This window comes from Actinomyces sp. 2119, assembly GCF_003591215.1.
Classification (GTDB): domain Bacteria; phylum Actinomycetota; class Actinomycetes; order Actinomycetales; family Actinomycetaceae; genus Actinomyces; species Actinomyces lilanjuaniae.
This window is the reverse complement of record NZ_QYRR01000004.1, coordinates 74832-97225: the sequence shown is the minus strand read 5'-3', so window position 1 is coordinate 97225 and position 22394 is coordinate 74832. Positions and strand designations below refer to the sequence as shown.

17 protein-coding genes and 1 pseudogene are annotated in these 22394 nt (G+C 68.2%); 12 read left to right on the top strand and 6 right to left on the bottom strand.

The window, feature by feature from the left end:
• Positions 1-10: 10 nt before the first annotated feature.
• The 5 genes from D4740_RS05890 to deoD all read right to left on the bottom strand — a co-directional run bounded on the left by D4740_RS05890 (position 11) and on the right by deoD (position 5065).
• The gene (locus D4740_RS05890) at positions 11-982 is read right to left on the bottom strand and encodes an alpha/beta hydrolase (protein ID WP_119836030.1); all 972 of its coding nucleotides are present in this window, start codon (positions 980-982) and stop codon (positions 11-13) included.
• Positions 979-1695: an HTTM domain-containing protein gene (locus tag D4740_RS05885; protein WP_182911355.1), complete on the bottom strand. Its 717-nt coding sequence runs from the start codon at positions 1693-1695 to the stop codon at positions 979-981. The genes D4740_RS05890 and D4740_RS05885 overlap by 4 nt, the downstream gene beginning before the upstream one ends.
• 377 nt (positions 1696-2072) lie before the next feature.
• A complete protein-coding gene (locus D4740_RS05880; protein ID WP_119836028.1) occupies positions 2073-2282 on the bottom strand; it encodes a hypothetical protein in 210 nt (69 codons plus the stop codon).
• A gap of 1536 nt (positions 2283-3818) precedes the next feature.
• Positions 3819-4100, bottom strand: coding sequence for a DUF1540 domain-containing protein (locus tag D4740_RS05875; RefSeq protein ID WP_119836027.1), 282 nt, complete (start codon positions 4098-4100; stop codon positions 3819-3821).
• Between the two features lie 254 nt (positions 4101-4354).
• The gene (deoD, locus tag D4740_RS05870) at positions 4355-5065 is read right to left on the bottom strand and encodes a purine-nucleoside phosphorylase (RefSeq protein WP_119836026.1); all 711 of its coding nucleotides are present in this window, start codon (positions 5063-5065) and stop codon (positions 4355-4357) included.
• A gap of 290 nt (positions 5066-5355) precedes the next feature.
• Here deoD and D4740_RS05865 point away from each other — a divergent pair, with 290 nt between their 5' ends.
• The 7 genes and pseudogenes from D4740_RS05865 (at position 5356) to D4740_RS05835 (ending at position 12505) form a co-directional block, all read left to right on the top strand.
• Positions 5356-6945 (top strand): sodium-dependent transporter, encoded by a 1590-nt coding sequence (locus tag D4740_RS05865; protein WP_119836025.1) that lies wholly within the window; start codon positions 5356-5358, stop codon positions 6943-6945.
• Positions 6946-6948: 3 nt separating this feature from the next.
• Positions 6949-7098 (top strand): annotated as a pseudogene (locus D4740_RS13255) (methionine/alanine import family NSS transporter small subunit); the annotation flags it as partial.
• Between the two features lie 172 nt (positions 7099-7270).
• A complete protein-coding gene (locus tag D4740_RS05855; protein WP_119836023.1) occupies positions 7271-8290 on the top strand; it encodes an HAD hydrolase family protein in 1020 nt (339 codons plus the stop codon).
• A gap of 226 nt (positions 8291-8516) precedes the next feature.
• Positions 8517-10343: a serine/threonine protein phosphatase gene (locus tag D4740_RS05850; protein WP_119836022.1), complete on the top strand. Its 1827-nt coding sequence runs from the start codon at positions 8517-8519 to the stop codon at positions 10341-10343.
• A gap of 68 nt (positions 10344-10411) precedes the next feature.
• Positions 10412-11191: a vitamin K epoxide reductase family protein gene (locus D4740_RS05845; RefSeq protein ID WP_119836021.1), complete on the top strand. Its 780-nt coding sequence runs from the start codon at positions 10412-10414 to the stop codon at positions 11189-11191.
• Positions 11188-11919 (top strand): metal-dependent transcriptional regulator, encoded by a 732-nt coding sequence (locus D4740_RS05840; protein ID WP_119836020.1) that lies wholly within the window; start codon positions 11188-11190, stop codon positions 11917-11919. Before D4740_RS05845 ends, D4740_RS05840 begins: the two co-directional genes overlap by 4 nt.
• A 34-nt stretch (positions 11920-11953) precedes the next feature.
• Positions 11954-12505, top strand: a complete 552-nt coding sequence (locus tag D4740_RS05835) for an HIT family protein (RefSeq protein WP_119836019.1) — start codon at positions 11954-11956, stop codon at positions 12503-12505.
• 151 nt (positions 12506-12656) lie between these two features.
• On the opposite strand, the gene nhaA is transcribed toward D4740_RS05835, so the two are convergent.
• The gene (gene nhaA / locus D4740_RS05830; protein WP_119836018.1) at positions 12657-13934 is read right to left on the bottom strand and encodes a Na+/H+ antiporter NhaA; all 1278 of its coding nucleotides are present in this window, start codon (positions 13932-13934) and stop codon (positions 12657-12659) included.
• A 424-nt stretch (positions 13935-14358) separates the two neighbouring features.
• Here nhaA and D4740_RS05825 point away from each other — a divergent pair, with 424 nt between their 5' ends.
• From D4740_RS05825 to holA, 5 genes are all read left to right on the top strand, one after another.
• Positions 14359-17346, top strand: coding sequence for a leucine--tRNA ligase (locus D4740_RS05825; protein ID WP_119836017.1), 2988 nt, complete (start codon positions 14359-14361; stop codon positions 17344-17346).
• Positions 17347-17584: 238 nt separating this feature from the next.
• A complete protein-coding gene (locus tag D4740_RS05820) occupies positions 17585-18442 on the top strand; it encodes a DegV family protein (protein WP_119836016.1) in 858 nt (285 codons plus the stop codon).
• Between the two features lie 169 nt (positions 18443-18611).
• Positions 18612-19478 (top strand): helix-hairpin-helix domain-containing protein, encoded by an 867-nt coding sequence (locus tag D4740_RS05815; RefSeq protein ID WP_259390691.1) that lies wholly within the window; start codon positions 18612-18614, stop codon positions 19476-19478.
• Positions 19475-21529, top strand: a complete 2055-nt coding sequence (locus tag D4740_RS05810) for a ComEC/Rec2 family competence protein (protein WP_119836015.1) — start codon at positions 19475-19477, stop codon at positions 21527-21529. The genes D4740_RS05815 and D4740_RS05810 overlap by 4 nt, the downstream gene beginning before the upstream one ends.
• The gene (gene holA, locus D4740_RS05805; RefSeq protein ID WP_119836179.1) at positions 21430-22347 is read left to right on the top strand and encodes a DNA polymerase III subunit delta; all 918 of its coding nucleotides are present in this window, start codon (positions 21430-21432) and stop codon (positions 22345-22347) included. Before D4740_RS05810 ends, holA begins: the two co-directional genes overlap by 100 nt.
• Positions 22348-22394: the final 47 nt, after the last annotated feature.

Below are 22394 nucleotides of genomic sequence, written 5' to 3'. Positions count from 1 at the left end.
GTCAGTAGCATTATAGGTTTATCCTTTGGGTTATATTGCTGGCGTGATCCTTGTCTAAGACAATGGTAAAATGATCTGAGTCAGGTATAACGTCAACCGATTCACCTGCTGGGAGGAGATCCTCAAAAATGCTTTTCTGCTCCGCGATAGCGGTTAATGTCGAATCAGAACTGAATACCTGGATGGGGCAACGAATAATCTCAATTTCAGTGGCACCATCAATAAGCATTGGCTCAAGAGTTCGCCACTCGCGTCGCATGGCACGCCACAGGCGACCTGTGCCAAGTTCGCGTGTGACCGTGAATACATAAGGGTTATTCAACTGACGAGACCCCAGATCGGGAGTTTCGTTTAGGAGGGAAAATCCAAGGCCAGACAAATCAGTGTTGAGGCGAATCATTTCACTAATGCCTACGACACCGCCTCGTTTTTGGGGGGCAACGCGCACCTCCTTTGGGTGTGTGGGTTCAACAAGTACTAGTCGTTGAACCAGGTCGGCAAACCTCGCTGCGAACTTATATGCAACAAGTCCCCCAAGCGAATGACCTATTAGTGTAATAGGACTATCTTTAACGGCAACATGGTCAATAACGTCCTTGAGGTCGTCGACAGCTTCCCGGATAGTAAATGGTAGATTTGATCCTACCCTAGAACAACGGTATCCTGCACGGTCATAAGTAATAACCTGGGCAAGGGTGCGCCGATGTATGAGATCTGCCAGTAAAAGTAACGAATTGGAGGATGTTCCGAGTCCATGACAAAGAACGTATACACCCGTTCCACCTCGTGGCGAAATCTCAAGCGATGCAATATCATTGCCACTATGGGCCATAGTGATACGTCTATTTCTTGTGTGCCCATCCAGGGTACTCTCTGGATGTCGACTGGAAAGAAGAGTGTCGCGAATCTCTCTCGCTTTCATGAATCCTAAAGCCGCCGATGAACTTACTAGAATACTGCATGTTAAGTGGTCTGTTTTCATGATGATTGATCCATAGTTCGAAGCAGGGAAGGGTAGGCTGCAATAAAGCAGAGCATAAAGCGTCCCAATCCCATCAACCTTGCATTGACGGCATGAAAACCTCCCATGGCAGCGAGGGCTGCCAAACGAGTTCGACGGTTCAATACAAGGAGCGGGAATGCTGTCTCAAGCGCTACAGTGAAATGTGTGATAAACTCACCGACTTTAGGGTTGCGGCGGAGCAGAATGTACAGGTCGGCGTCACCGTAGGCGTGTGTGCGCATCACGCGCTCTAACGCAACTCCATTTCGCCATTCCGGACCGAATATTTTCGTAAATCCACTAACAAAATAAGAAAGGATCAACTGTGCTGATATAAATGATGTTGCAAGATCCTGATTAGCGCCCCCTTGTGAACGCCCGATTGCCGATGCACCTAAGATGATTGCTGCCATTTGGTCAGCTCCATCGCCACCGTTGATAGTTTGTTTTCCGAGTAGAGCGTGGCTCAGTGCCACGTAAGCAGCTGATGCTTGCCTGATGCGGGAATGGTTGCTGACAACAAGGAGGGTAGATGCTGTCAGTCGACCAACGAGAATACCATTAATAACGGAAGTACGTGCAATCTGAGAATCGAATACTGTAGCCGACGGAGTCATCTCGCGCAGGAACCGCCAGTCATTTATACCTCCCGGAGCGCGGTCCTTGGGATCGAGCGCCTCAATGGTTGACATAATCTGCGCTAGCCCGCACAGGACCTCGGCCGATTTAAGTGGCTGTTCAAGAGTGGATTGTAGTAGTCGAAAATGGTGTCGCATAAAATCTCATTGCCTTTGTTTGTAAATAGGCCGAAAGCGGAAAGAACTGCTTCCTGCGTCGCACGGTTAGATTCGCCGCAAAGACATTGTGTCGCCAAAAGATCGTTAATTTATGGAAACTATCAATAACGGTTGAGTTCCGTCTATCTATTTGACTCTTATTAGTGAACTAGGTATGTTGAGGATGGTGAACTATCTATTGACTTTATTGTCTTGAATGTCGTGCCCTGAGGCTGCTCTAATAACTGCCCCAGGGCACGACAAGGTGACTGCCACTAGATTACCGCGTTGTCTCAGACGGGGAACGGTAGGCCGCGCTGTGTGCGACGCACGGCCCGGCGTGTGACGGTGCGAGCGACAGCGCGACTGGTGGCGACGGCGGCCCGGGCGGCAACGGGTGTTGCGGTCATAGGCATAACACCCTGATCGCAGAAGTCGTCACTGGCGGTAGGAATCTTGTTGTTGGTCTGATCATTGTTTACCATCTCGATGAAACGGTCCATCGCGGCACCTTACTTTCATTCCTTGAGCTTTTTGTCGGCTGATGGGTGTTAACTCGATCCTGCCCACCTGGAGTTGTGCCTCAGCAAGTGAAGCTGTTGCCGCAGAGGCCGACGGGATCTACTTTTTAGTGTTATTAACTGCCGTGGCATATCACCGGCAACCACTGTACGTGACAGCGAAGAGATCGTCAATGGCATTCATGTTGCATCGTTCACATATTATTTATTTATATACGTCTACCTGCTTTTTGATAAGTTACACTAAGGGGTGCGGGTAGCTGCAAGGGACTCGAGGCGTGCGGGCTGCTTGCGCTGTTTGAGGTGGTTGAGCAGGTAGTGCCTGTGACTCGAGTTTGGTCCAGAGCGTCTGGGTGGCCGACTCGGTGGTCTGGTGCAAGACTACAGAAACAGCGTGCATGGGCGCGGGTTGCCGATCTTACGGGTCGTACCGGTCACCGCGGTCCCGGCAACAGTGGGTTCGTTTCCAGGGGCGGGTTCGAGGTGGTTCCTGTCGGCGATGACTATCGGCCCTGGAGTTCTGATGCTCCTTGTTGTCTAGGGTGGCTCGCAGGACTTCTTGTTCCTGGGTGCTGGCTTCCTTTCGCGGCGCATCTGTGGTGTGCGTTAGGTACACGCGCGGGGCCTGAAGTCATCGGGTAGAAGGCCCAGTAACCGGGTATGGATCAGTCGGCCAGTCCAGGGTGTCTAGCGGTCTCGCCGGAGTAGAAGTGCTTCATGGGTGTGGAGTCGGCTAGAGGTTGTGCCCGTTGTTTGGATGTAGGTCAGGTCCCTGAGAGCATCAAGATTGAACTCGTACCTGCAGTGGGCCTGTGGGTATGCTTGTCGCACCCAGACTGGCCGAGTGAACAGGGGAACGTACCTGCGGGATCAGTCCCTGAACCTCGCATAGCAGGCCTCACTGATGAGTCCCAGCTTATCTGAAGGACAGCCAGGGGGCCTCTCCGTGGTTGGTGCCAAGCCCGCAGCGGGGCGACTGGGTAACCGCTTAGGATGCATTGTAGCAAGTTATCGGTGGTGACCTGCAGTGCACCCTTGCGTTAGGGTGGTTCTCCGCCCACTACTTCGGCCAACCGGACCGTAGCCTTGGTGGTCGAAGTTACACATGGTGGCCGCGTAGTCCGGTTCGCCCCAGCAGAAGTTGCGTATCCTGCCAATGCCGTGCCATAGACAGAATGCTGCGTAGGCGTTGCGAAGCTCCCCCTTCACCTAATCCCGAATCAGGTATGTCTTGAATTCTAAGCCAGCAGAACCGCCTATGAGATCACCTATGCGGGGAGAACGCTCATGGATGATCCCCATGCCGTTCAGCGTCATGTTCCGGGCGCCATGTCATGGAGGCAGCAGCTGCTGCTGCTCGTGCTCCCCGTGCGCGTACCAGTCTGCGCGGAAGACCGGAATTTATAGTAGCCGATTTATAGCAGGCCGCGTAGCAAGCAGAAGGGGCCAGCCAGTACGGCTGGCCCCCACACCTCGGCCACGGGTCGCCCGGATGGTCGGGGCGGTGCGAACCTGCCCTCAGCGGGCCTGGTAGGACAGGCAGGCGGCGGTGTCGCCCCCGACCTGGACGGCCTCGGCGGTGCACATGAGGTCGGTGTTGTGGACGCACTCCAGGCGCTGGCAGGCGCCGACGTGGGCGTCAGCCACACCCAGGCCGCCCCGGGCGTCCAGGCTGAGGAACGTGCCGCAGGACGGTGCCCCCGTGTCTCCGCCGACGGTGATGGCAAAGGCGGTGCAGCCGCCGTTGTTGAAGGCGCAGGAGGTGGTGGAACAGGAGGTGATCTGGGCGACGGCGGTCATGGCGGGCTTCCTTCCGTGTGGTGCCGTGAGGTGGACGCTTCTAACCTAAATCCGTTCCCTGCGCACCGGCAGCAGAGGGTGATGCCTCCACAGGGTGAGGCCCCAGATTTCGTTGCAACGGCGCGCATATCCCGGTCTCAGGACACGACGTGCCCGCAGGTGGCGCGCTCACGGGCGCGCCACCGGTTGCGTGCCGCCATCTTGCGTTATTCCGAGCAGGTAAGGCGTTCCTGGTCTCCTTCCCAGGCTCCTCCTCAGCTGTGCGCGGCGGCCACGGCCAGCCGCAGCGCGCCGTCGAAACGGGTCTCGCGCTCAGCCGCGCTCATGTTCTGGGAGTGGTCCAGGAGGTGGTCGGAGACGGTCAGGACGGCCAGGGCCTGCCTGCCGAACTCGGCGGCCACCCCGTACAGGGCAGCCGCCTCCATCTCCACCGCCAGGACGCCGTAGTCGGCCAGACGCTGCGTCTGGCCCTCGGGCGTGAGGTAGAAGTGGTCCCGGGAGATGACGGTGCCCACGTGCGGCCTCGCCCCTTCTCTCTCCGCCGCCTCGCAGGCGGCCCGGGCCAGGTGGAAGTCGGCGACGGCGCTGAAGCTCACCCCCGGGATCCGGGCCTGGTTCATGGCGGAGTCCGTGTGTGCACCGGTAGCCACGACCAGGTCCCCGACCTGCACCGAGGGTGCCACGCCCCCCGCCGTGCCCACACGGATGATCCGCTCGACGCCGAAGTCGCGGAACAGCTCAGTGGCGTAGATGGTCAGCGAGGGCTGCCCCATGCCCGAGCCCATGACACTGAGGGGGCGGCCGGCAACGGTGCCGGTGAAGCCGAGCATGCCCCGCACGTCTGTGACCAGGTGGGCGTCGGGCATGAGGCGCTCGGCGATGCGCTGGGCCCGCCTGGGGTCCCCGGGCATGAGGACGCAGGGGGCGAAGTCGCCGGGCTGGGCGTCAATGTGCGGTGTGGCCATGGGGGACCTTCCTGTGGATGATTTTCTGCAAGCCGCCTCTGTCCACCTGCGTCTCCCGCGCTGGGACGGGACAGGAAGCACAGGGAGCCTGGACGACCAGGCTAGTAGCCGGGGGCTGCCAGGTGGGTAGCCGTGCGGTAGTCTGCCCTGCGGCGGGCCACGCGGCGGTCCACATTCTGGACGCGAGAGGACAGAGCGGGTACCCACCACTAAGTTGCTCGGGCCCACGGCAGGGGCTACCGGTCTGCCTGCCAGGGCACCGTACCTAGGGACACCACGGAAGGACGCCTATGACCTCCTCCAGCGGCGCCGAGCAGTCCGCGCAGACACCACAGCAGGCACCGGGTCGCGAGCAGTGGAGCGGCCAGGTCGGATTCCTCATGGCGGCTGTCGGGTCGGCCATCGGCCTGGGAAACATCTGGCGCTTCCCTGGGGTCGCCTACAGCAACGGCGGAGGGGCCTTTATCGTCCCCTACATGGTGGCCCTGCTGTGCGTAGGCATCCCCGTCCTGTTCCTGGACTACGCCCTGGGCCACCGGTTCCGGGGCAGTGCGGCTACGACCTTCCGCCGTCTCTCTCGCCGCTTCGAGTGGCTGGGCTGGTTCCAGGTCCTCATCTGCTTCGTCATCATGTCCTACTACGCCGTCATCGTGGCCTGGTCCCTGCGCTACACCGTCTTCGCGGTGACCACGGCCTGGGGAGACGACGCGCAGGGCTTCTTCTTCGACTACATCGGCCTGGGGGAGATCTCCTCCTCGGGGACCCCGGCCTACTCCGCCACGCCTGTGGCCGGGGTGGTCGTCCCCCTCCTCCTCGTGTGGGTCTTCGGGATCACCACTATCGCCCGCGGCGTGTCCAGCGGGGTGGAGAGGGCCAACAGGGTCTTCCTGCCGCTGCTGGTGACCATGTTCGTCCTCCTGGTGGGGCGCGCCCTGGTGCTGCCCGGGGCGACCAGCGGGCTCAACGCCCTGTTCACCCCCCAGTGGTCCGCGCTGGGCGACCACACTGTGTGGATGGCGGCCTTTGGGCAGATCTTCTTCTCTCTGTCGGTGGGATTCGGCATCATGCTGACCTACTCCTCCTACCTGCGGCGCCGTTCCAATCTGGTAGGCACGGGGATGGTGGCCGCCTTCGCCAACTCCTCATTCGAGATCCTCGCCGGCATCGGCGTCTTTGCCACCCTGGGCTTCATGGCCTTCCGCGAGGGGGTGGCCGTCTCCGATCTGGAGGGCATCCAGGGGGTCATGTTGTCCTTCGTCACCTTCCCGACCGTCATCTCGGAGATGCCTGGAGGTGCGCTGTTCGGCACCCTGTTCTTCGCCTCCTTCTCCATGGCCGGGCTGACGTCCTTCATCTCCATCATCCAGGTGGTGGCCTCCTCCGTGGCGGAGAAGTTCGCCCTGACCACGCCCCGGGCCACCCTGGTCGTGGGGGTCCCGGCCGCGTTGCTGTCCTTCGTCCTGTTCGGGACCTCCTCGGGGCTGTACGACCTGGACGTGGTGGACGCCTACATCAACAACATCGGGGTGGTGGCCTCGGCCATCATCATGTGCGCGGGCACCGGCCTGGTGCTCAGGCGGCTCGGGATGCTGCAGCGCCACCTCAACCTGGTCTCCGAGACCCGGCTGATCGGCTCCTGGTGGCGCCTCCTGGTCGCCGTCGTGGTCCCCGTGCTCCTGGGCTACATGTTCGTCCAGACGGCGTGGTCCTTCCTCACCGACGGCTACGACGACTACTCCCTGGCCTTTACCGCGATCTTCGGCTGGGGCGTGCTGTTCCTGGTGGCGGTGGCCACGGCGGTGACCACCCTCCTGCCGTGGCGCACGCCCGTGGACGACTTCGAGCCCCTCGCCCTGGACACCCTTGAGGGGGTGAAGTGAGAGATGACAGGATCGGCTATCGCCCTCATGCTCACGTCTGTCGTCATCATCTGGGGAGGGCTGGCGGTGTCGGTGACCTCCCTGGTCTCCCGGGGCCGCCGCGAGGAGCGTGACGCGCGCGCAGCCGCCTCGGCCGCCGCGCACGAGCACCTGCGTGGCGGTGGTGCTGACGCTCGTGCCGACAGCGGCACTGGCGGTGATACTGACAGCGCTGCTAACACCTCCGGTTCGCAGTCCTGAGCCCCGGGTCGCGACCGTGTCTCACGTGCCGGACCCGGCTGCATGCTCCTGACCGTTGTGCACTCAGGTGCGACACAATGCGCCCATGAGCGACGCACGTACCCCCGCCCCCGGACACGCTGACCACGCAGCCGCAGTCGGCACGTGCCCTGGTGCGACAGGCACTGTGCCGGGACCCGGGCTGGTGGCCTTCGACCTTGACGGTACCCTCGCCCCGTCGAAGTCGCCCCTGCCCGAGCCTATGGCTGCCGCGCTGCGTGGTCTGCTGGACGTCGTTCCCGTCTGCGTCATCTCCGGGGGCCAGGTAGCCCAGTTTCATGACCAGGTCCTGACCGGACTGGGCGCCAGCCCGGCCCAGCTGTCCCGGCTCCACCTCATGCCGACCTGCGGAACCCGCTACTACACCTACGACCCGCAGGGCGAGGGGGACAGCGACGGGAGAGGTGACTGGAGGCTGGTCTACGCCAACGACCTGACTGCCTCCCAGACCCGGGAGGTGCTGGCGGTGGTGGAGGAGGAGGCCCGCAGACTGGGGCTGTGGGAGGATCGGACCTGGGGGCCTGTCCTGGAGGACCGCGGCAGCCAGGTCACCTTCTCCGCCCTGGGGCAGGATGCCCCGCTGAAGGCGAAGGAGGCCTGGGACCCCAGCGGTGAGAAGAAGAGCGCCCTGCGTGACGCGGTGGCCCAGCGCCTGCCCGGGCTCGAGGTCCGCTCCGGAGGATCGACGAGCGTGGACATCACCCAGAAAGGGGTTGACAAGGCCTACGGGATGACCCGGCTGGCACGGGCCACCGGTATCCCCCTGGCGGAGATGCTGTTCGTGGGTGACCGCCTGGACCCTGGCGGCAACGACTACCCGGTCAAGGCTCTGGGCGTCGCCTGCCGCGCTGTCACCGGCTGGGAGGAGACTGCCGAGCTCGTGACAGAGCTGGCCAGAGAGCTGGGCAGCGCCTTGGCTGACTCCGACGCAGCCGCGTGCGCTGCTAGGACCGTGTCGGCCCCGGCATCGACGGTGGCGCCGACAGCGGTATCGCCCCTGCCGCCGTCCGTGCCGTCCGCCCCGGGTCACCAGGCCCCGGCGGTGGGAGCTGGCGGCCGTGGCTGAGCCTAGGGAGCGGTACCCGGGCCGGGCCGTTTCCGCTTCCAGCGGTCCTCGCTCTGGCCGGATGGGGGCGAGGACCCAGCCGCTGAGACGCTCGGCCCTCAGGGGGTCGGGCACCGGCTCGCCCGCTCGCCGCACTCCCGGGACGGCCCGTTACCCGCGCCGCGAGGGAAGAGGCAGCCGGGGCGCTGTTCCCGGGTGGGGACCCAGGCTGCGCCCGGTGCTGCGCATGACCGCGCTGCTGGTTGTCACGGGTGCTGTGTCGCTGGCTGTGGGGCTGGCCACGGCCAGGGCCTCGGCCCCGGTCGGACCTCACGAGGCCACCTGGTCCACCACGCTGGACTCCACCGTCACCCTTGACCTGGGGCCGCTGGGGGCAGCCTCCATCGACTCGCCTGCCGGTCCCCTGGGAGTGGAGGTGGTTCTGGGCGAGATCCCCTCCGGGGCCACGCAGGCCGACGTCGTCGATCCCTCCGCGCTGGGGGAGAGCCTGTCCTCGGACGCGGCCTCCTACGTCGGGCTGGTCACCCACCCTGAGCTGACGGTCCAGCGGGGCCTGCACGCGCTGCTCCACGATGGCCTGCGCCGCGCTGGAGTCGTCGAGGGGGTCCTGCTGTGCCTGGTTGCCGCCGCCCACATGACCCTCACCAGGAGCCGTGGCGGTGCCACGCGGGGCCTCCTCGCCGGGAGCGTGGGCCGTCAGGGGTACGGCCGCACTGACGTTGCATGGGGCGCCCTCCTGCGTCGTCCCCCCGTCGTCGCGGCCACGGCCGCACTCCTGGCCGCCGTCACCGTCCTGCTGGTACCCGCCCTGCGCTCCGCACCTGTCCACGGGGCCAGGCTCGCGGCCCTGGAGGGGACGCCGGTGGCCGGGGCCACCCTCTCGGGGCGCGTCGCAGACGTGGTGACTGCCTACGGTCCCCGCGTCACCGACTTCCTGGAGACCAACGAGGCCTTCTACTCCCAGGCAGAGGCGAGCCTACGCACCGCCTGGGCGGTCTCCCAGGAGACTGGCGGCACCGTGGAGGTCACGGCCGCAGACGGCCAGGTCGATGTCGCGCAGGTCAGGCAGCGGGCCGCAGAGGCTGCAGAGGCTGAGGCCAGCGCTGCTGCAGACGCCGGGACTGCCTCTGCCGGCACCGAGACTCCCGGTGAGAGTCCCGGGGTCTCTGCCACCCCCACAGGTACGCAGGCGCCTACCCCGGGCGCCTCACCAGAGGCTGCCTCCACCACCGCCCCGGTCACCGGCGCCCGGGCCGTCCCCCAGCGAGGAGCCGTTACCGCGGTGCTGTCCACCGACCTCCACTGCAACCTCGACGTCATCGCTTTCACCGGTGTCCTGGACGAGGTCTCCGGGGCTGACGTCCACATGGACGACGGCGACCTCACCATGACCGGCTCGGACCCGGAGCAGCTGTGCGTGGACGCCCTGAGCCAGGCGGTCCCCTCCACGGTGGACAAGGTCGCGACCATCGGCAACCACGACTCGGAGTCCACCGCTGCCAGGCTGCGCTCGCAGGGGTGGACGGTGACCGACGGCACTATCCAGGAGGTCGGTGGCCTACGAGTGCTGGGGCAGGACGATCCCGAGCGCACCACCGCCACGGGGACCACCACCCGCAGCGGCGAGACCGCCGAGGAGGTAGGCGCCCGGCTGGCCGCCACCAGCTGTACCGGCTCAGGCAGCGACGTCGTGCTCATCCACCAGCCAGCCACCTTCGGTCCCCTGGTCTCCCAGGGGTGCGCGCCGCTGCTCCTGGCGGGCCACGTCCACGCTGAGCGGGGTATGACGACCAGCCAGGGAAGTGGTGGCGAGGTGTCCGCCCTCGTGTCTGGTGCAGGCAAGGGCGGCACCTCCCTGGGCGCGGTCACGCAGGACGCCTACCTGCACGTGCTGTCCTTTGCTGAGGACGGCAGCCTGGTCGCCTGGCGCGCGGTGGTCCTCCACCCTGACGCCTCGGTCACGGTAGGGGCGTGGCAGGCGGTCCCGCCGGGCGAGCCGATCCCGCAGCCCGGGGCAGCGACGACGAGCACAGCGGGCGCCGACCAGCGGTGAGGCACAATAGCCCTGACAGAGGCAGGGAGAAAAGGGTGAGAGACAACGAGAGACGAGGGAGGGACCGCATGGTGCGGGTGCCCACGGATGCCGAGATCGACGCCATGAGCGAGGAGGAGCTGGAGCTCTACCTCAACGCTCCTGAGGACTATGACCCCTCTGGTAGCGGTGACGGGCCCGGTGCCGACGACCTCCTGGCGCGTGTCCAGCAGGCAGGTGCCCACCCTGGCGGTAACGGCCAGGCTCCGGGCGGCTGGCGTGCTCCCAGCGGGGCACCCCGCTCCTACGGCTGGCTCCTGGTGGTCTGCTCCCTGCTGGGGCTGCTGGCTTGCTGGAGGCTCATCGACGCCCACCTGACGCGTCTGCGTGACCCGATGGCGAACCTGACCTGTGACGTCAACCCGCTGATCTCCTGCGGGGAGACCCTCGACGTCTGGCAGGGGAACCTTCTGGGGGTGCCCAACTCCTTCGTCGGAGCCATGGCCTTCGCCGCCCTCCTGACCGTGGGGGCGGTTGTGCTGGCCGGCCTGAGCCTGCCCCGGTGGATGTGGTGGGCGCTGAGCCTGGGGTGCCTGGGAGGAGTCGCCTTCGTCGCCTGGTTCCTTGCCGTGTCCGTGGTGACCTTCGCAAAGCTGTGCCCCTTCTGCATGCTGGTGTGGGCGGTGACGATCCCCGTGGCCGCGGCTACCTGGGGGTGGGCTGCGGCCGGGGGGCACCTGGGGCTGGGGGACCGGGGTGCCCTCGCCGTGCTGAGGGCACGGTGGTGGGTGGCGGCAGGAATGTACCTGGTGGTCCTCCTGGTCGTGCTCGTGGGTCTGTGGGACCAGTGGAGGGCGCTGCTGGGATGAGCGCAGGCGTCTCGGGAGGCAGCAGAGGCGGGGACGCGGCCGGGTCCTCGACCGTGACCCAGGACTACCTCAAGGCGGTGTGGGCGGCTGGCGAGTGGGGTGGGCAGGGCGCCTCCGTCACCGGCCTGGCCCGTCGCATGGGTGTGGCGCCCTCGACGGCCTCCGAGAACGTGTCACGGCTGGTGGAGGAGGGGCTGCTGGCCCACGAGCCGTACAAGGCCGTCACGCTCACCCCTGAGGGGCGCCTGCGGGCGATGGCGATGGTGCGGCGCCACCGCATCCTGGAGACCTACCTGGTGACCCGGCTCGGCTTTGAGTGGGACGAGGTCCACGCCGAGGCGGAGGAGCTGGAGCACGCGGTCTCCGACAGGCTCCTGGAACGGCTGGACGTGGTGCTGGGGCGGCCCATCCGGGACCCTCACGGTGACCCGATCCCCACCGCTGACGGCCAGGTGGTGGTCCCTGAGCTCGTGCCCCTGGAGGCCCTGAGGGTGGGGGCCAGGGGGATAGTGGGCCGTATCAGGGACGACTCCCAGACCCTGCGCCACCTGGCGCGTGCCGGCATCCGGCTGGACACGCGAGTGCGGCTGGTGGACCGGGGCACCATGGCGCCTGGCGAGGCCGGGGGGAGACGGCGGCGGGCCTGCGTGGTGCGTGTGTGCGGCGGTCGAGGTGCGGGGCTGCCGGACGCCGTCGTGCCTGAGGGGTCCCTGTGGCTGTGCCGCTGAGGGAAGGGGCGACAGGCCAGGGGACAATAGAGTCATGACAACCTCTGAGACGACTTCTGGGACGAGCCCCTATGCGTCCGCCGCTCCTGACGCCCCTACGGCCCCCGGTGGCGGTGCCACCCGGGAGGCGGGCGGTGCTGGGCCGACCCTCTTCACCAGGATCATCAACGGGGAGGTCCCTGGGCGCTTCGTGTGGGCCGACGAGCTGTGCGTCGCCTTCGCCACCATCGAGCCCCACACCGACGGACACGTCCTGGTGGTGCCGCGTCACCAGGTCGACTCCTTCACAGAGGCACCCGAGGACCTGGTGGCCCACCTGGCCGTGGTAGCCAGGCGCGTAGGGGCCACCCAGACGCGGGTCTTCCAGGCCTCCCGGGCCGGGCTCGTGGTCGCCGGCTACGGGGTGGACCACCTTCACCTCCACGTCCTGCCGATCCGCTCGGAGGCTGACCTGTCCTTCTCATCCGCCAGGCACGACGTCCCCGGGGAGGAGCTGGACGCGGCCATGGAGCGGCTGCGGGCGGGGCTGCGTGAGGACGGGTGGGGCGAGTTCGTCCCCTCCCACCTGGGTTCACCATCCCGGTAGGCGTTCACCAGCCCGGTAGGCTCAGACAGGCCTGTGCGGGGTTAGCAGGGGCCGCTCGTGCGGGTGGGAGCACCCCGCTACCGCCCGCCCACGGCCGGGGCGGACAGCCTGGTGGTGAGGTGCCGCGCGATGACGCGAGCGGGTCAGTGGCTCAGTGGTGGGGGCGCATGACGTGGCCGCGGGTGGAGGGGGCGCCACGACGTGGCTGGCGTACCCGGTGCCGCAGCAGGACGGCTCCCAGCACGGCCGAGATAGCGGTGCCCAGGAGCACGGCAGCCCGGGCGTGGTCGGTGGTGGGTCCCTCTCCGAAGGCTAGGCCCGCGATCAGCAGGGACACGGTGAAGCCGATGCCTGCGATCGCCGCCAGGGCGAGGACGTCGGGATTGTCGACCCCGTGGCCCAGCCGCAGGCTGGTGAAGCGGGTCAGCAGGACCACCGCCCCCCAGATCCCCAGGACCTTGCCCACGGGAAGGCCCAGGTAGACGCCGATGGCAGCGGGGTCAGCCAGTGCCTCGACCAGGCCGCCTCCGTCTACGATGTTGACCCCGGCGGCGAACAGGGCGAAGACCGGCAGCGCCAGCCCCGCGCTCCAGGGGTGCACCAGGTGGGTGAAGCGGGCCGTCATACCGGTGGGCTCGGCGCGCGTGGGGCGGGCAGGCACCGTCATCCCCAGCAGGACGCCGGCGATGGTGGCGTGGACGCCGCTAGCGTGCATGAGCCACCAGGCGGCCAGGCCCAGCGGGATGAGCAGGTACCAGTGGGTGGTCCCTCGGCGTACCAGGAGGGCGAACACCCCTGTCACGGCCAGCGCGCCCAGCAGCGCCAGGGGGTTAAGCCCCTGGGAGTAGAAGAAGGCGATGACGATGATCGCCAGCAGGTCGTCGACCACGGCCAGGGTCAGCAGGAAGGTACGCGCTGCAGGGGGCATGCCGCGCCCGAAGATGGACAGGACCGCTACGGCGAAGGCGATGTCCGTGGCCGTGGGCACCGCCCAGCCGCTAAGGCTGCCCCCTGAGGAGGCCAGCTGGACGGCGACGTAGACCAGGGCCGGGCCGACCATCCCGAAGACGGCAGCCAGCATCGGCAGGGTCGCCTCCCTGAGGTCGCGCAGCGAGCCGACGACGAGCTCCTGCTTGAGCTCCAGCCCGACGGCGAAGAAGAACACCACCAGGATCCCGTCCGAGGCCCAGTGCGCCAGGGACAGGTCCAGGTGCAGCGCGTGAGGTCCCACCACGGTCTGGGACAGCGACTCATAGGCACCCCGCCACGGAGAGTTGGCCCAGACCAGGGCTACTGCGGCGGCGGCCACCATGAGGAGCCCGGAGACGACTTCCGACTCCAGGGCGTGGTGGGCGCGGGCGAGCAGCGCGCGCCCACGAGGGCGGCGGGAGGCCGTCCGGGCGCGGTAGGGGGACGGTGCTGGAGTCATGTGTGCCTCTCGTCAGGGGGAGGCCGCCCCAGGGGCTCGGCCCTCCAGGTGGGAGGGCCTGCTTGTCCAGCCAGGAGGGCCGTCCGGTGGTTGTCGGTGGGCCAGGCTACCTGAGACGCAGGATGCCGGTCAGGCTGCTGCGCGGGTGGAGGTCTCGGAGGTCTCGGCAGGGCTTGTCGGGGCTCGGCAGGGTGACGTGTGCCCACGTCGGCGGGTAAGGGCGGGACACGTGGGACAGGGCTGGCAGGCCTGCCAGAGCCGGCAGGCGCTAGGCTGTGGCTGCCTGGCGTGCCCGACCTCCCCGTCCTGGGGCGGGTGCCGTGCCGCCTCCCGGGTGCTCAGCGAGGGCAGCCTGTGGTCCGGCGGCCGGGCGCGCGCCCGGAGCCGCGACCGCACTAGACCATAGAATGAGAGCAGCGCCACGATGACCCAGGCCCGTTCCCGCACCCAGCCCGCCAGCCAGCAGCCGGACGACGCCGAGGCCACCCCCTACCGTTACACGGCCGAGCTGGCCGGCGCCATCGAGACCTCCTGGCAGGACCGCTGGGAGGAGGAGGGGACCTTCTACGCCGACAACCCGGTGGGGACGCTGGCAGGGCCCAGGGCGCAGCAGGAGAAGCTCTTCCTGCTGGACATGTTCCCCTACCCCTCGGGCAAGGGGCTGCACGTGGGGCACCCTCTGGGCTACATCGCCACCGACGTCGTCGCCCGCTTCAGCCGCATGACCGGCAGGAACGTGCTGTACACGATGGGCTACGACGCCTTCGGCCTGCCTGCGGAGCAGTATGCCGTGGCCACCGGACAGCACCCGCGGACCTCTACCGAGACCAACATCGCCACCATGCGCCGCCAGCTGCGCCGCCTGGGGCTGTCCCACGACCCGCGCCGGTCCCTGGCTACCATCGACGTGGACTACGTGCGCTGGACCCAGTGGATCTTCCTGCAGGTCTTCAACTCCTGGTTCGACCCTGAGGCACGACGCCGTGACGGCCGCGGCCGGGGTGCCGCCCGGCCGGTCTCCGAGCTGGTGGAGAAGCTGGCCAGCGGCCAGGTTGCAGTGCCTGACGGGCGGGACTGGTCTGACCTGGACCCGGGGGAGCGCAGCGACGTCATCGACTCCTTCCGGCTGGCCTACGTCACCTCTGCCCCGGTCAACTGGTGCCCGGGCCTGGGAACCGTGCTGGCCAACGAGGAGGTCACGGCCGAGGGCCGCTCCGAGCGTGGCAACTACCCGGTGTTCCAGCGCAACCTCCGCCAGTGGATGATGCGGATCACCGCCTACGCCGACCGCCTGGCCGAGGACCTGGACACGGTGGACTGGCCGGAGAAGGTCAGGCTCATGCAGCGCAACTGGATCGGGCGCTCCGAAGGTGCGCAGGTCGTCTTCGGTGTGCCTGCGGCCGGTCCTGGTGCCGAGCTCGTGGTCTACACCACGCGGCCTGACACACTCTTCGGCGCCACCTTCATGGTGCTGGCCCCTGAGCACCCGCTGCTGGGCGGGGCGGGTTCCTCCGCCTCCGTGCGCTCTGCGGAGGAGGTGGCGCAGGACGCAGCCGCCCTAGCCGTGCCCGCTGCCTGGCCTGAGGGCACTAAGGAGGCCTGGACCGGCGGCTATGCCACCCCGGCCCAGGCCGTGGCCGCCTACCGCGCCCAGGCGGCGGCAGCCACTGAGGCCGAGCGCAGCGACGAGGGCCGAGCCAAGACCGGGGTCTTCACCGGGCTGTTCGGGGTCAACCCTGTCAACGGGGCACAGGTGCCGGTGTTTGTAGCCGACTACGTCCTCATGGGCTACGGGACCGGGGCCATCATGGCGGTGCCCTCGGGCGACCAGCGTGACTGGGAGTTTGCCCGGGCCTACGACCTGGACGTCGTGGCGACCGTGGCGCTGCCGGAGGGCACGTCCCTGGAGGAGGGGGCGTGGACCGGTGACGGTAAGCTCGTCAACTCCGCCAACGAGGAGATCAGCCTCAACGGGATGGGAGTGGAGGAGGCCAAGACGGCCATCACGGCGTGGCTGGAGTCCAGGGGGGCGGGCCGGGCCGCAGTCACCTACCGTCTGCGTGACTGGCTGTTCTCCCGGCAGCGCTACTGGGGCGAGCCCTTCCCTGTGGTGTGGGACCAGGAGGGGCGTGTCCACGCCCTGCCCGAGTCGATGCTGCCCGTGGAGCTGCCTGAGGTCACCGACTACTCGCCGCGCTCCTTTGATCCCGATGACGCCGCCAGCGAGCCCGAGCCGCCTCTGAGCAGGGCCACCGAGTGGGTGGAGGTCGAGCTGGACCTGGGGGAGGGCACCCGGACCTACTACCGTGAGACCAACACGATGCCCCAGTGGGCGGGCTCGTGCTGGTACGAGATGCGCTACGCCGACCCGGACAACGAGGAGGCGCTCATCGACCCTGCCAACGAGGCCTACTGGATGGGACCCAGGCCCCAGGACGGCAACACCTCGGGGGGTACCGACCTGTACGTGGGCGGGGTGGAGCACGCCGTGCTGCACCTGCTGTACTCCCGCTTCTGGCACAAGGTGCTCTTCGACCTGGGCGTGGTCTCCTCCTCCGAGCCCTACCACCGGCTGTTCAACCAGGGCTACATCCAGGCCTACGCCTATACCGACTCCCGGGGCCAGTACGTGCCTGCCGAGGAGGTCGAGGAGACCGAGGGCCCTGACGGCTCGGTGGCCTACACCTGGCAGGGTCAGCAGGTCAGCCGTGAGTACGGCAAGATGGGTAAGTCCCTGAAGAACATCGTCACCCCTGACGAGATGTACGAGGCCTACGGCGCGGACACCTTTCGCGTCTACGAGATGTCCATGGGGCCGCTGGACGTGGACCGGCCCTGGGAGACCCGGGCGGTGGTGGGGGCGCAGCGCTTCCTGCAGCGCCTGTGGCGCAACGTGGTGGACGAGGCCACCGGTGACACCGTCGTGGGCGACCAGCCTGCCCAGGAGGAGACCCGCCGCCTGGTGGCGCGCACGGTAGTGGGTGTGCGCGAGGACTACGAGGGGATGCGTCTCAACACGGCGATCGCCAAGCTCATCGTGCTCAACAACCATCTCACCGGTCTGGACCCCGTGCCGCGTGAGGCGGTCGAGCCGCTGGTCCTCATGACGGCCCCGGTGGCTCCGCACATCGCCGAGGAGCTGTGGAGCAGGCTGGGGCACGAGGGCTCCCTTGCCCGTGAGTCCTTCCCTGAGGTCACTGACGAGTCCCTGCTGCGCGCTGAGCGGGTGACCTGCGTGGTCCAGGTCCGGGGCAAGGTGCGCGACCGCCTCCAGGTGGACCCGGACATCTCGGAGGAGGACCTGGAGAGGGCGGCACTGGCCGCTCCCGGCGTGCGGCGTAGCCTGGACGGCCGGGGCGTGCGCCGGGTCATCGTGCGGGCGCCGAGGCTGGTCAGCATCGTGCCCGACTGAGTCCCGGGACCGTGCCCGGGTGAGCCCCTGTGCCCCTGGGGCTGGCCGGGTGGCTGATCCGGGTACCAGGCCTGTCTGGCCAGACGCTGCGCATCCTTGCGCTGCGGGGCCTTCCGGGCTGGTGCGGGGCAGGCCCGGTACTTCGAGTACCTCGACGTCGTTCTGCTCCCGGCGAGCCGGGGGTGATTTCCACGGCTACACGGGGCGGGCTCCCGCTAGGTCCCGTTAGGCTGGGTCCATGACGCTCGCCGTGGTCACCGACTCTGCCGCCTGCCTGCCAGCAGAGTCCTGCGCCCGCCACGGTATCGTCGTCGTGCCCCTCCACCACACCGGTGGTGGCAGCGGCGACGCATCCTCCGCCGGTGGCAGGGAGCCAGCTACGTCGCGCCCCAGCGTCGAGGAGCTGGAGCAGGCCTACCGTGAGGCGGCGCAGCGGGCCGACGAGGTCCTGGCTGTTCATGTCTCCGGGGTCCTGTCCGGCACGGTGGACAACGCCCGGCTGGCCGCGTCCCGACTCAACGACGACAGGCCGGGCCTGGTCCGGGTGCTGGACTCCGCCAGCTGCTCCGGGGCGCTGGCCCTGGCGGTCTTGGCCGCCTCCCAGGCCCAGGACGCTCGTCGCGGTGCCGCCCTGGCCCGGGAGAGCCTGGCCCGCTCCTACCAGTTCTTCGTTGTCGACGACCTGCGGCACCTGGCGCGGTCAGGACGTATTGACCTCACGACGGCTCGGCTGGGGGGTGTCCTAGGAGTTCGCCCGGTCCTGTCTGTCCAGCCCGAGGGCATACGGGCAGTGGAGACGGTGCGTGGCGGTGCGCGTGCCAGGAGGCACATGGTGGCCCAGGCCGTGCGGGCAGCCGGAGGCACCGCGCTGCGCGGGCCCCGACGTCCTGCGGATCCGGTGCTCCTGGCCCTCCAGGCCCCCGGTCCTGACCTGCCTGGCCTCAGGGAGGAGGTGGACGCCGCTATGGCGCGCTCGGGGGCGCGGGTCGCACAGGTCCTCACTCTCCCGGTTGACAAGGCGTTGGAGGTCCACCTGGGTCCTGGTGCCACGGGGATCGCGGTGGCACCCCGGCTCCTGGTCCGGGTGCGCACCTGATCCTGCTTGACGGGTGCCCGTGCGGGTGCCTCGTGAGCGCGAGCTTGTCAACGGGCGCCTTGTGAGCAGGTGCCGCCCAGTCACCACAGCACGTACGGGACCGGCCGTGTCCACACTATGTCCTGGCTGCCCGGGTACCGACAGCCGCCTCCCGTCTAGCGTCACCACCATGAGCGGCAGAAGACAGGCTCTGGGCAGGTCCGGGAACTGGTCTGTGGACAGGCTGGTGCGCCTGGCCTGCTCTCCGGACCCCGACGAGCCTCCCACCCGTCCGCGGCGGGTAGCACTTGCTCCCCGCGCCGCTGTCGTGGCGGGGACGCTGCTCATGGTCCTGGCTGCGGTCCTGGCGGTGCGCACGGCCCTGGGCGCTCCCGCAGCGGAGGAGGGCGCTCCGGGAGGCGCCGAGGCCTCGGGGTCCGGGGAGTCCTTGCCCCAGGCTCCTGCCACGGCTCCGGCCACCCAGGTCCAGGGGGAGCCGCCGACCGACCCCCGTGCCACCACCGGCAGCGGGGCCGCCGGCCAGCCAGGGCAGGCGGACTCCTCCCAGGATGTTGGCCAGGTGGTCGTCCACGTGACCGGTGCCGTCGCCTCTCCCGGAGTCGTGGTCCTGGACCAGGGAGCGCGTGTCGCCGACGCGATCGAGGCGGCTGGTGGGGTGACCCAGGAGGCGGATGCCGACCAGCTCAACCTGGCTCGTGTCCTCAGCGACGGAGAGCAGGTGCGTGTCCCCCGTGAGGGCGAGGTCCTGACCGGTCAGGAGGCTGAAGCGGGACAGGCAGGGGAGCAGCAGCCGGGACAGTCAGCCTCCGGGGCGTCCCAGGACGGGCCGGGGCAGGAGGCGACCGGCCTGGTCAACATCAACACCGCCAGCGCCCTGGAGCTGGAGGAGCTGCCGGGTATCGGGCCGGCGCTGGCTCAGCGGATCGTGGAGCACCGGGAAGCCAACGGTCCCTTCGGCTCCGTGGATGAGCTCACCGAGGTCTCTGGTATAGGACAGGCCAAGCTGGAGGCCCTCAGGGAGATGGCCGTGGTATGAGGCAGCGACCTCGGCAGCGTGGGGGCCTGGTCGGTGGCAGCGTCCGCTCCGGGGCAGCCGACTCAGGAGCTGCCAGCCCGGACCGGGAGCGCAGGCCCTGGGAACGTGACCACGCCCTGGTGGACAAGGCCCCCGAGCCTCTCGACCTCAGGCTGGCGGCACCAGCCGGCCTGTGCTGGGCCGCAGCATACTGGGCCGTCGGAGTCGGCGGTACCCACGGGTGGCGCCATGTCCTGGTAGCGGCTGGTGCGAGCCTCGGGGCTGCGATGCTGCTGACCGTGCCGGTGCGCCGGTTCCGGCCGCCACGCCACCGGGCGGACTCGCGCCCCGGTGCCCCGGAGGATCCCCGGGCAGCCGGGTCTGTGAGCGCCAGCCTGCTGCTGTGCGCCCTGGCTGTCTCGGCGGTCCTCACGGTCAGTGCCGCCCAGCTGTGGTCGCGTGCGGGGGACCCGCTCGTCCTGGCCTCGGGAACCTCGGTGTCGCCGCCGCAGGCCACTGGTGCAGTGACGCTGACCGCAACGGTGAGCGAGCAGCCACGGGTCCTGGCCCGGGCCGGGTCCACCACGGTGGTGACCAGCCTGAGGGTGCACACCGTGGAGGGAGAGCCCTCCAGGCTCACAGCCACGGTGCTGGCGGACGCCCAGTGGCTGGAGCTGGACATGGGAACGCAGATCCGGGTGAGGACCCGGCTCCAGCCGGCCGAGGCGGGCAGCTCCCGGGCAGCCGTCATCGGCTCCGGCGCCCAGGTCCAGGTCCTGGCTCCTCCCAGCGGGACCCTGGCGATCGTGACGTCGCTGCGGCAGGGCCTGGCAGCAGCCGTGGCCCTGGGAGAAGACCAGTCGGACCAGGCCTCCCGCGCGCCCGGGTCGCACCAGACTGCACCGGCCGACCAGCAGGGCCAGGTGGGCCAGTCAGGAACGGTGCTCCGGTGGCCCCAGGGTGCCCAGGCCCTGGTGCCCGGCATCGCCCTGGGGGACGACCACGCCCTGCCCACGCAGGTACGCCTGGACATGCGCACGGTCTCTATGACCCACCTGACTGCCGTGTCCGGGCAGCACGTGGCCATCGTCCTGGGGCTGGGCCTGGGCGCACTGGGCGTCCTGCCGCGACGGTGGCGCGCGGTGGCGGGGGCCGTGGTACTGGGCGGCCTCGTGCTCCTGGTCCGTCCTTCCGGGTCCGTCCTGCGCTCAGCGGCCATGGGTGGTGTCATGCTTGCCGGGGTGGCTGCGGGCAGGCGCTCAGCCTCGGTGCCCGCCCTGTGCGCCGGAGTCCTCCTTCTGCTCCTGGCCGACCCCTTCCAGGCACGTGACTACGGGTTCGCCCTATCCGTGGCGGCAACCGCTGGGATCCTGCTGGGAGCACGGCCTGCGGCGGCCTGCCTGTCCCGCTACCTGCCCCGGTGGCTGGCGGCTGGTCTGGCTCTGCCTGCGGTGGCGCAGGCTGCCTGCGCCCCCCTCCTGGTACTTCTCCAGCCGCAGGTAGGGCTGTGGTCGGTCCCTGCCAACGTCCTAGCGGCCCCGGTGGTCCCTGTGGCCACGGTGTGCGGCATCACTGCTGCCCTGGTCGCACCGCTGTGGCCCGCAGCGGCCTCCGTGATTGCCTGGCCGGCCCTCGCGTCCTGCGCGTGGCTGGTGGTGCTGGCCCGCAGGACTGCCGACCTTCCCGGCTCCGCGCTGGCCTGCCCCGGAGGTGTCGTCGGGGCGCTGGCCCTGGCCGGGCTGGAGACGGTGGTGCTGGGAGCGGCCAGCCGAGGGCTGCGACGCAGGGCGGGAGACGGCCTCACTCTTGTGTCTCGTCTCCTGTCTCGTGGCAGGCTAGCGCCATGGCAGCCACCCGAGCCCCACGCTCCCGTAGCAGGCGCAGCACACCGGAAGGACCCACGTGGGACCAGGTCGAGCTGGCTGCGGTGGTCCTTGTCAAGGCGGGAGAGGAGGTCCTGGCTGACCGTGCGGTGGCACGTCTTCTGGCGCAGGCCCGGGCGAAGGACCCGACCACGGAGGTCATCCGGGTCGAGGCCGCCACCTACGAGGCCCACCAGCTGGACACGCTAGTGTCCCCCTCCCTGTTCGGTGAGCCCCGGCTGGTCCTGGTCCCGGCCCTGGAGCAGATGACTGACGCCCTGCTGACCGATCTGCTGGCCTACGTAGACTCGGCTGCAGCGTCCGCCGACCCGGAGGTCAGCGTCGTCCTGCGGCACAACGGCGGGCAGCGCGGCAGGAGGCTCCTGGAGGCCGTCGGGGCCTCTGGCTACCCCGTGGTCTCCTGCCCACCGGTGAAGTCTCCCCGGGACAAGTCAGCGCTGGTGAGCGCCGACGTGGCACGAGCGGGCCGACGTATCGAGCCGGAGGCTGTCGGGGCCCTCGTGGACGCCCTGGGAAGCGACCTGCGTGAGCTGTGCTCGGCCGTTGACCAGCTCCTCGCCGACACCCAGGGGACGATCAGCGCCGAGCACGTGAGCACCTACTACGCCGGACGTATCGAGGCCACCGGCTTCACCGTGGCGGACGCCGCAGCAGCAGGCAGCACCTCGGCCGCCATCACCGCGCTGCGTCACGCCGTGGCCACTGGAACAGACCCGGTGGTGGTCGTGGCGGCGCTGGCAACCAAGGTCCGCCAGCTGGCACGTGTGGCCGCTTCCGGAGGCCGACGCATGACCCCGGCCGACCTGGGTATGGCGCCCTGGCAGGTAGACCGGGCGCGGCGCGAGCTCTCCGGCTGGTCTGATGACGCCCTGGCCACGGCTATCGTGGCGGTCGCCAAGGCTGACGCCGAGGTCAAGGGGGGCAGCCGGGACGCTGTCTACGCCGTCGAGCGCGCCGTGCTCACCGTGTGTCGTGCCCGCAGCCGGGGCACGACTGCGCGGCGGTGAAGCCATGAGGACGAGCCAGCAGGCTGGCCAGGGACGGGAGCATCCGG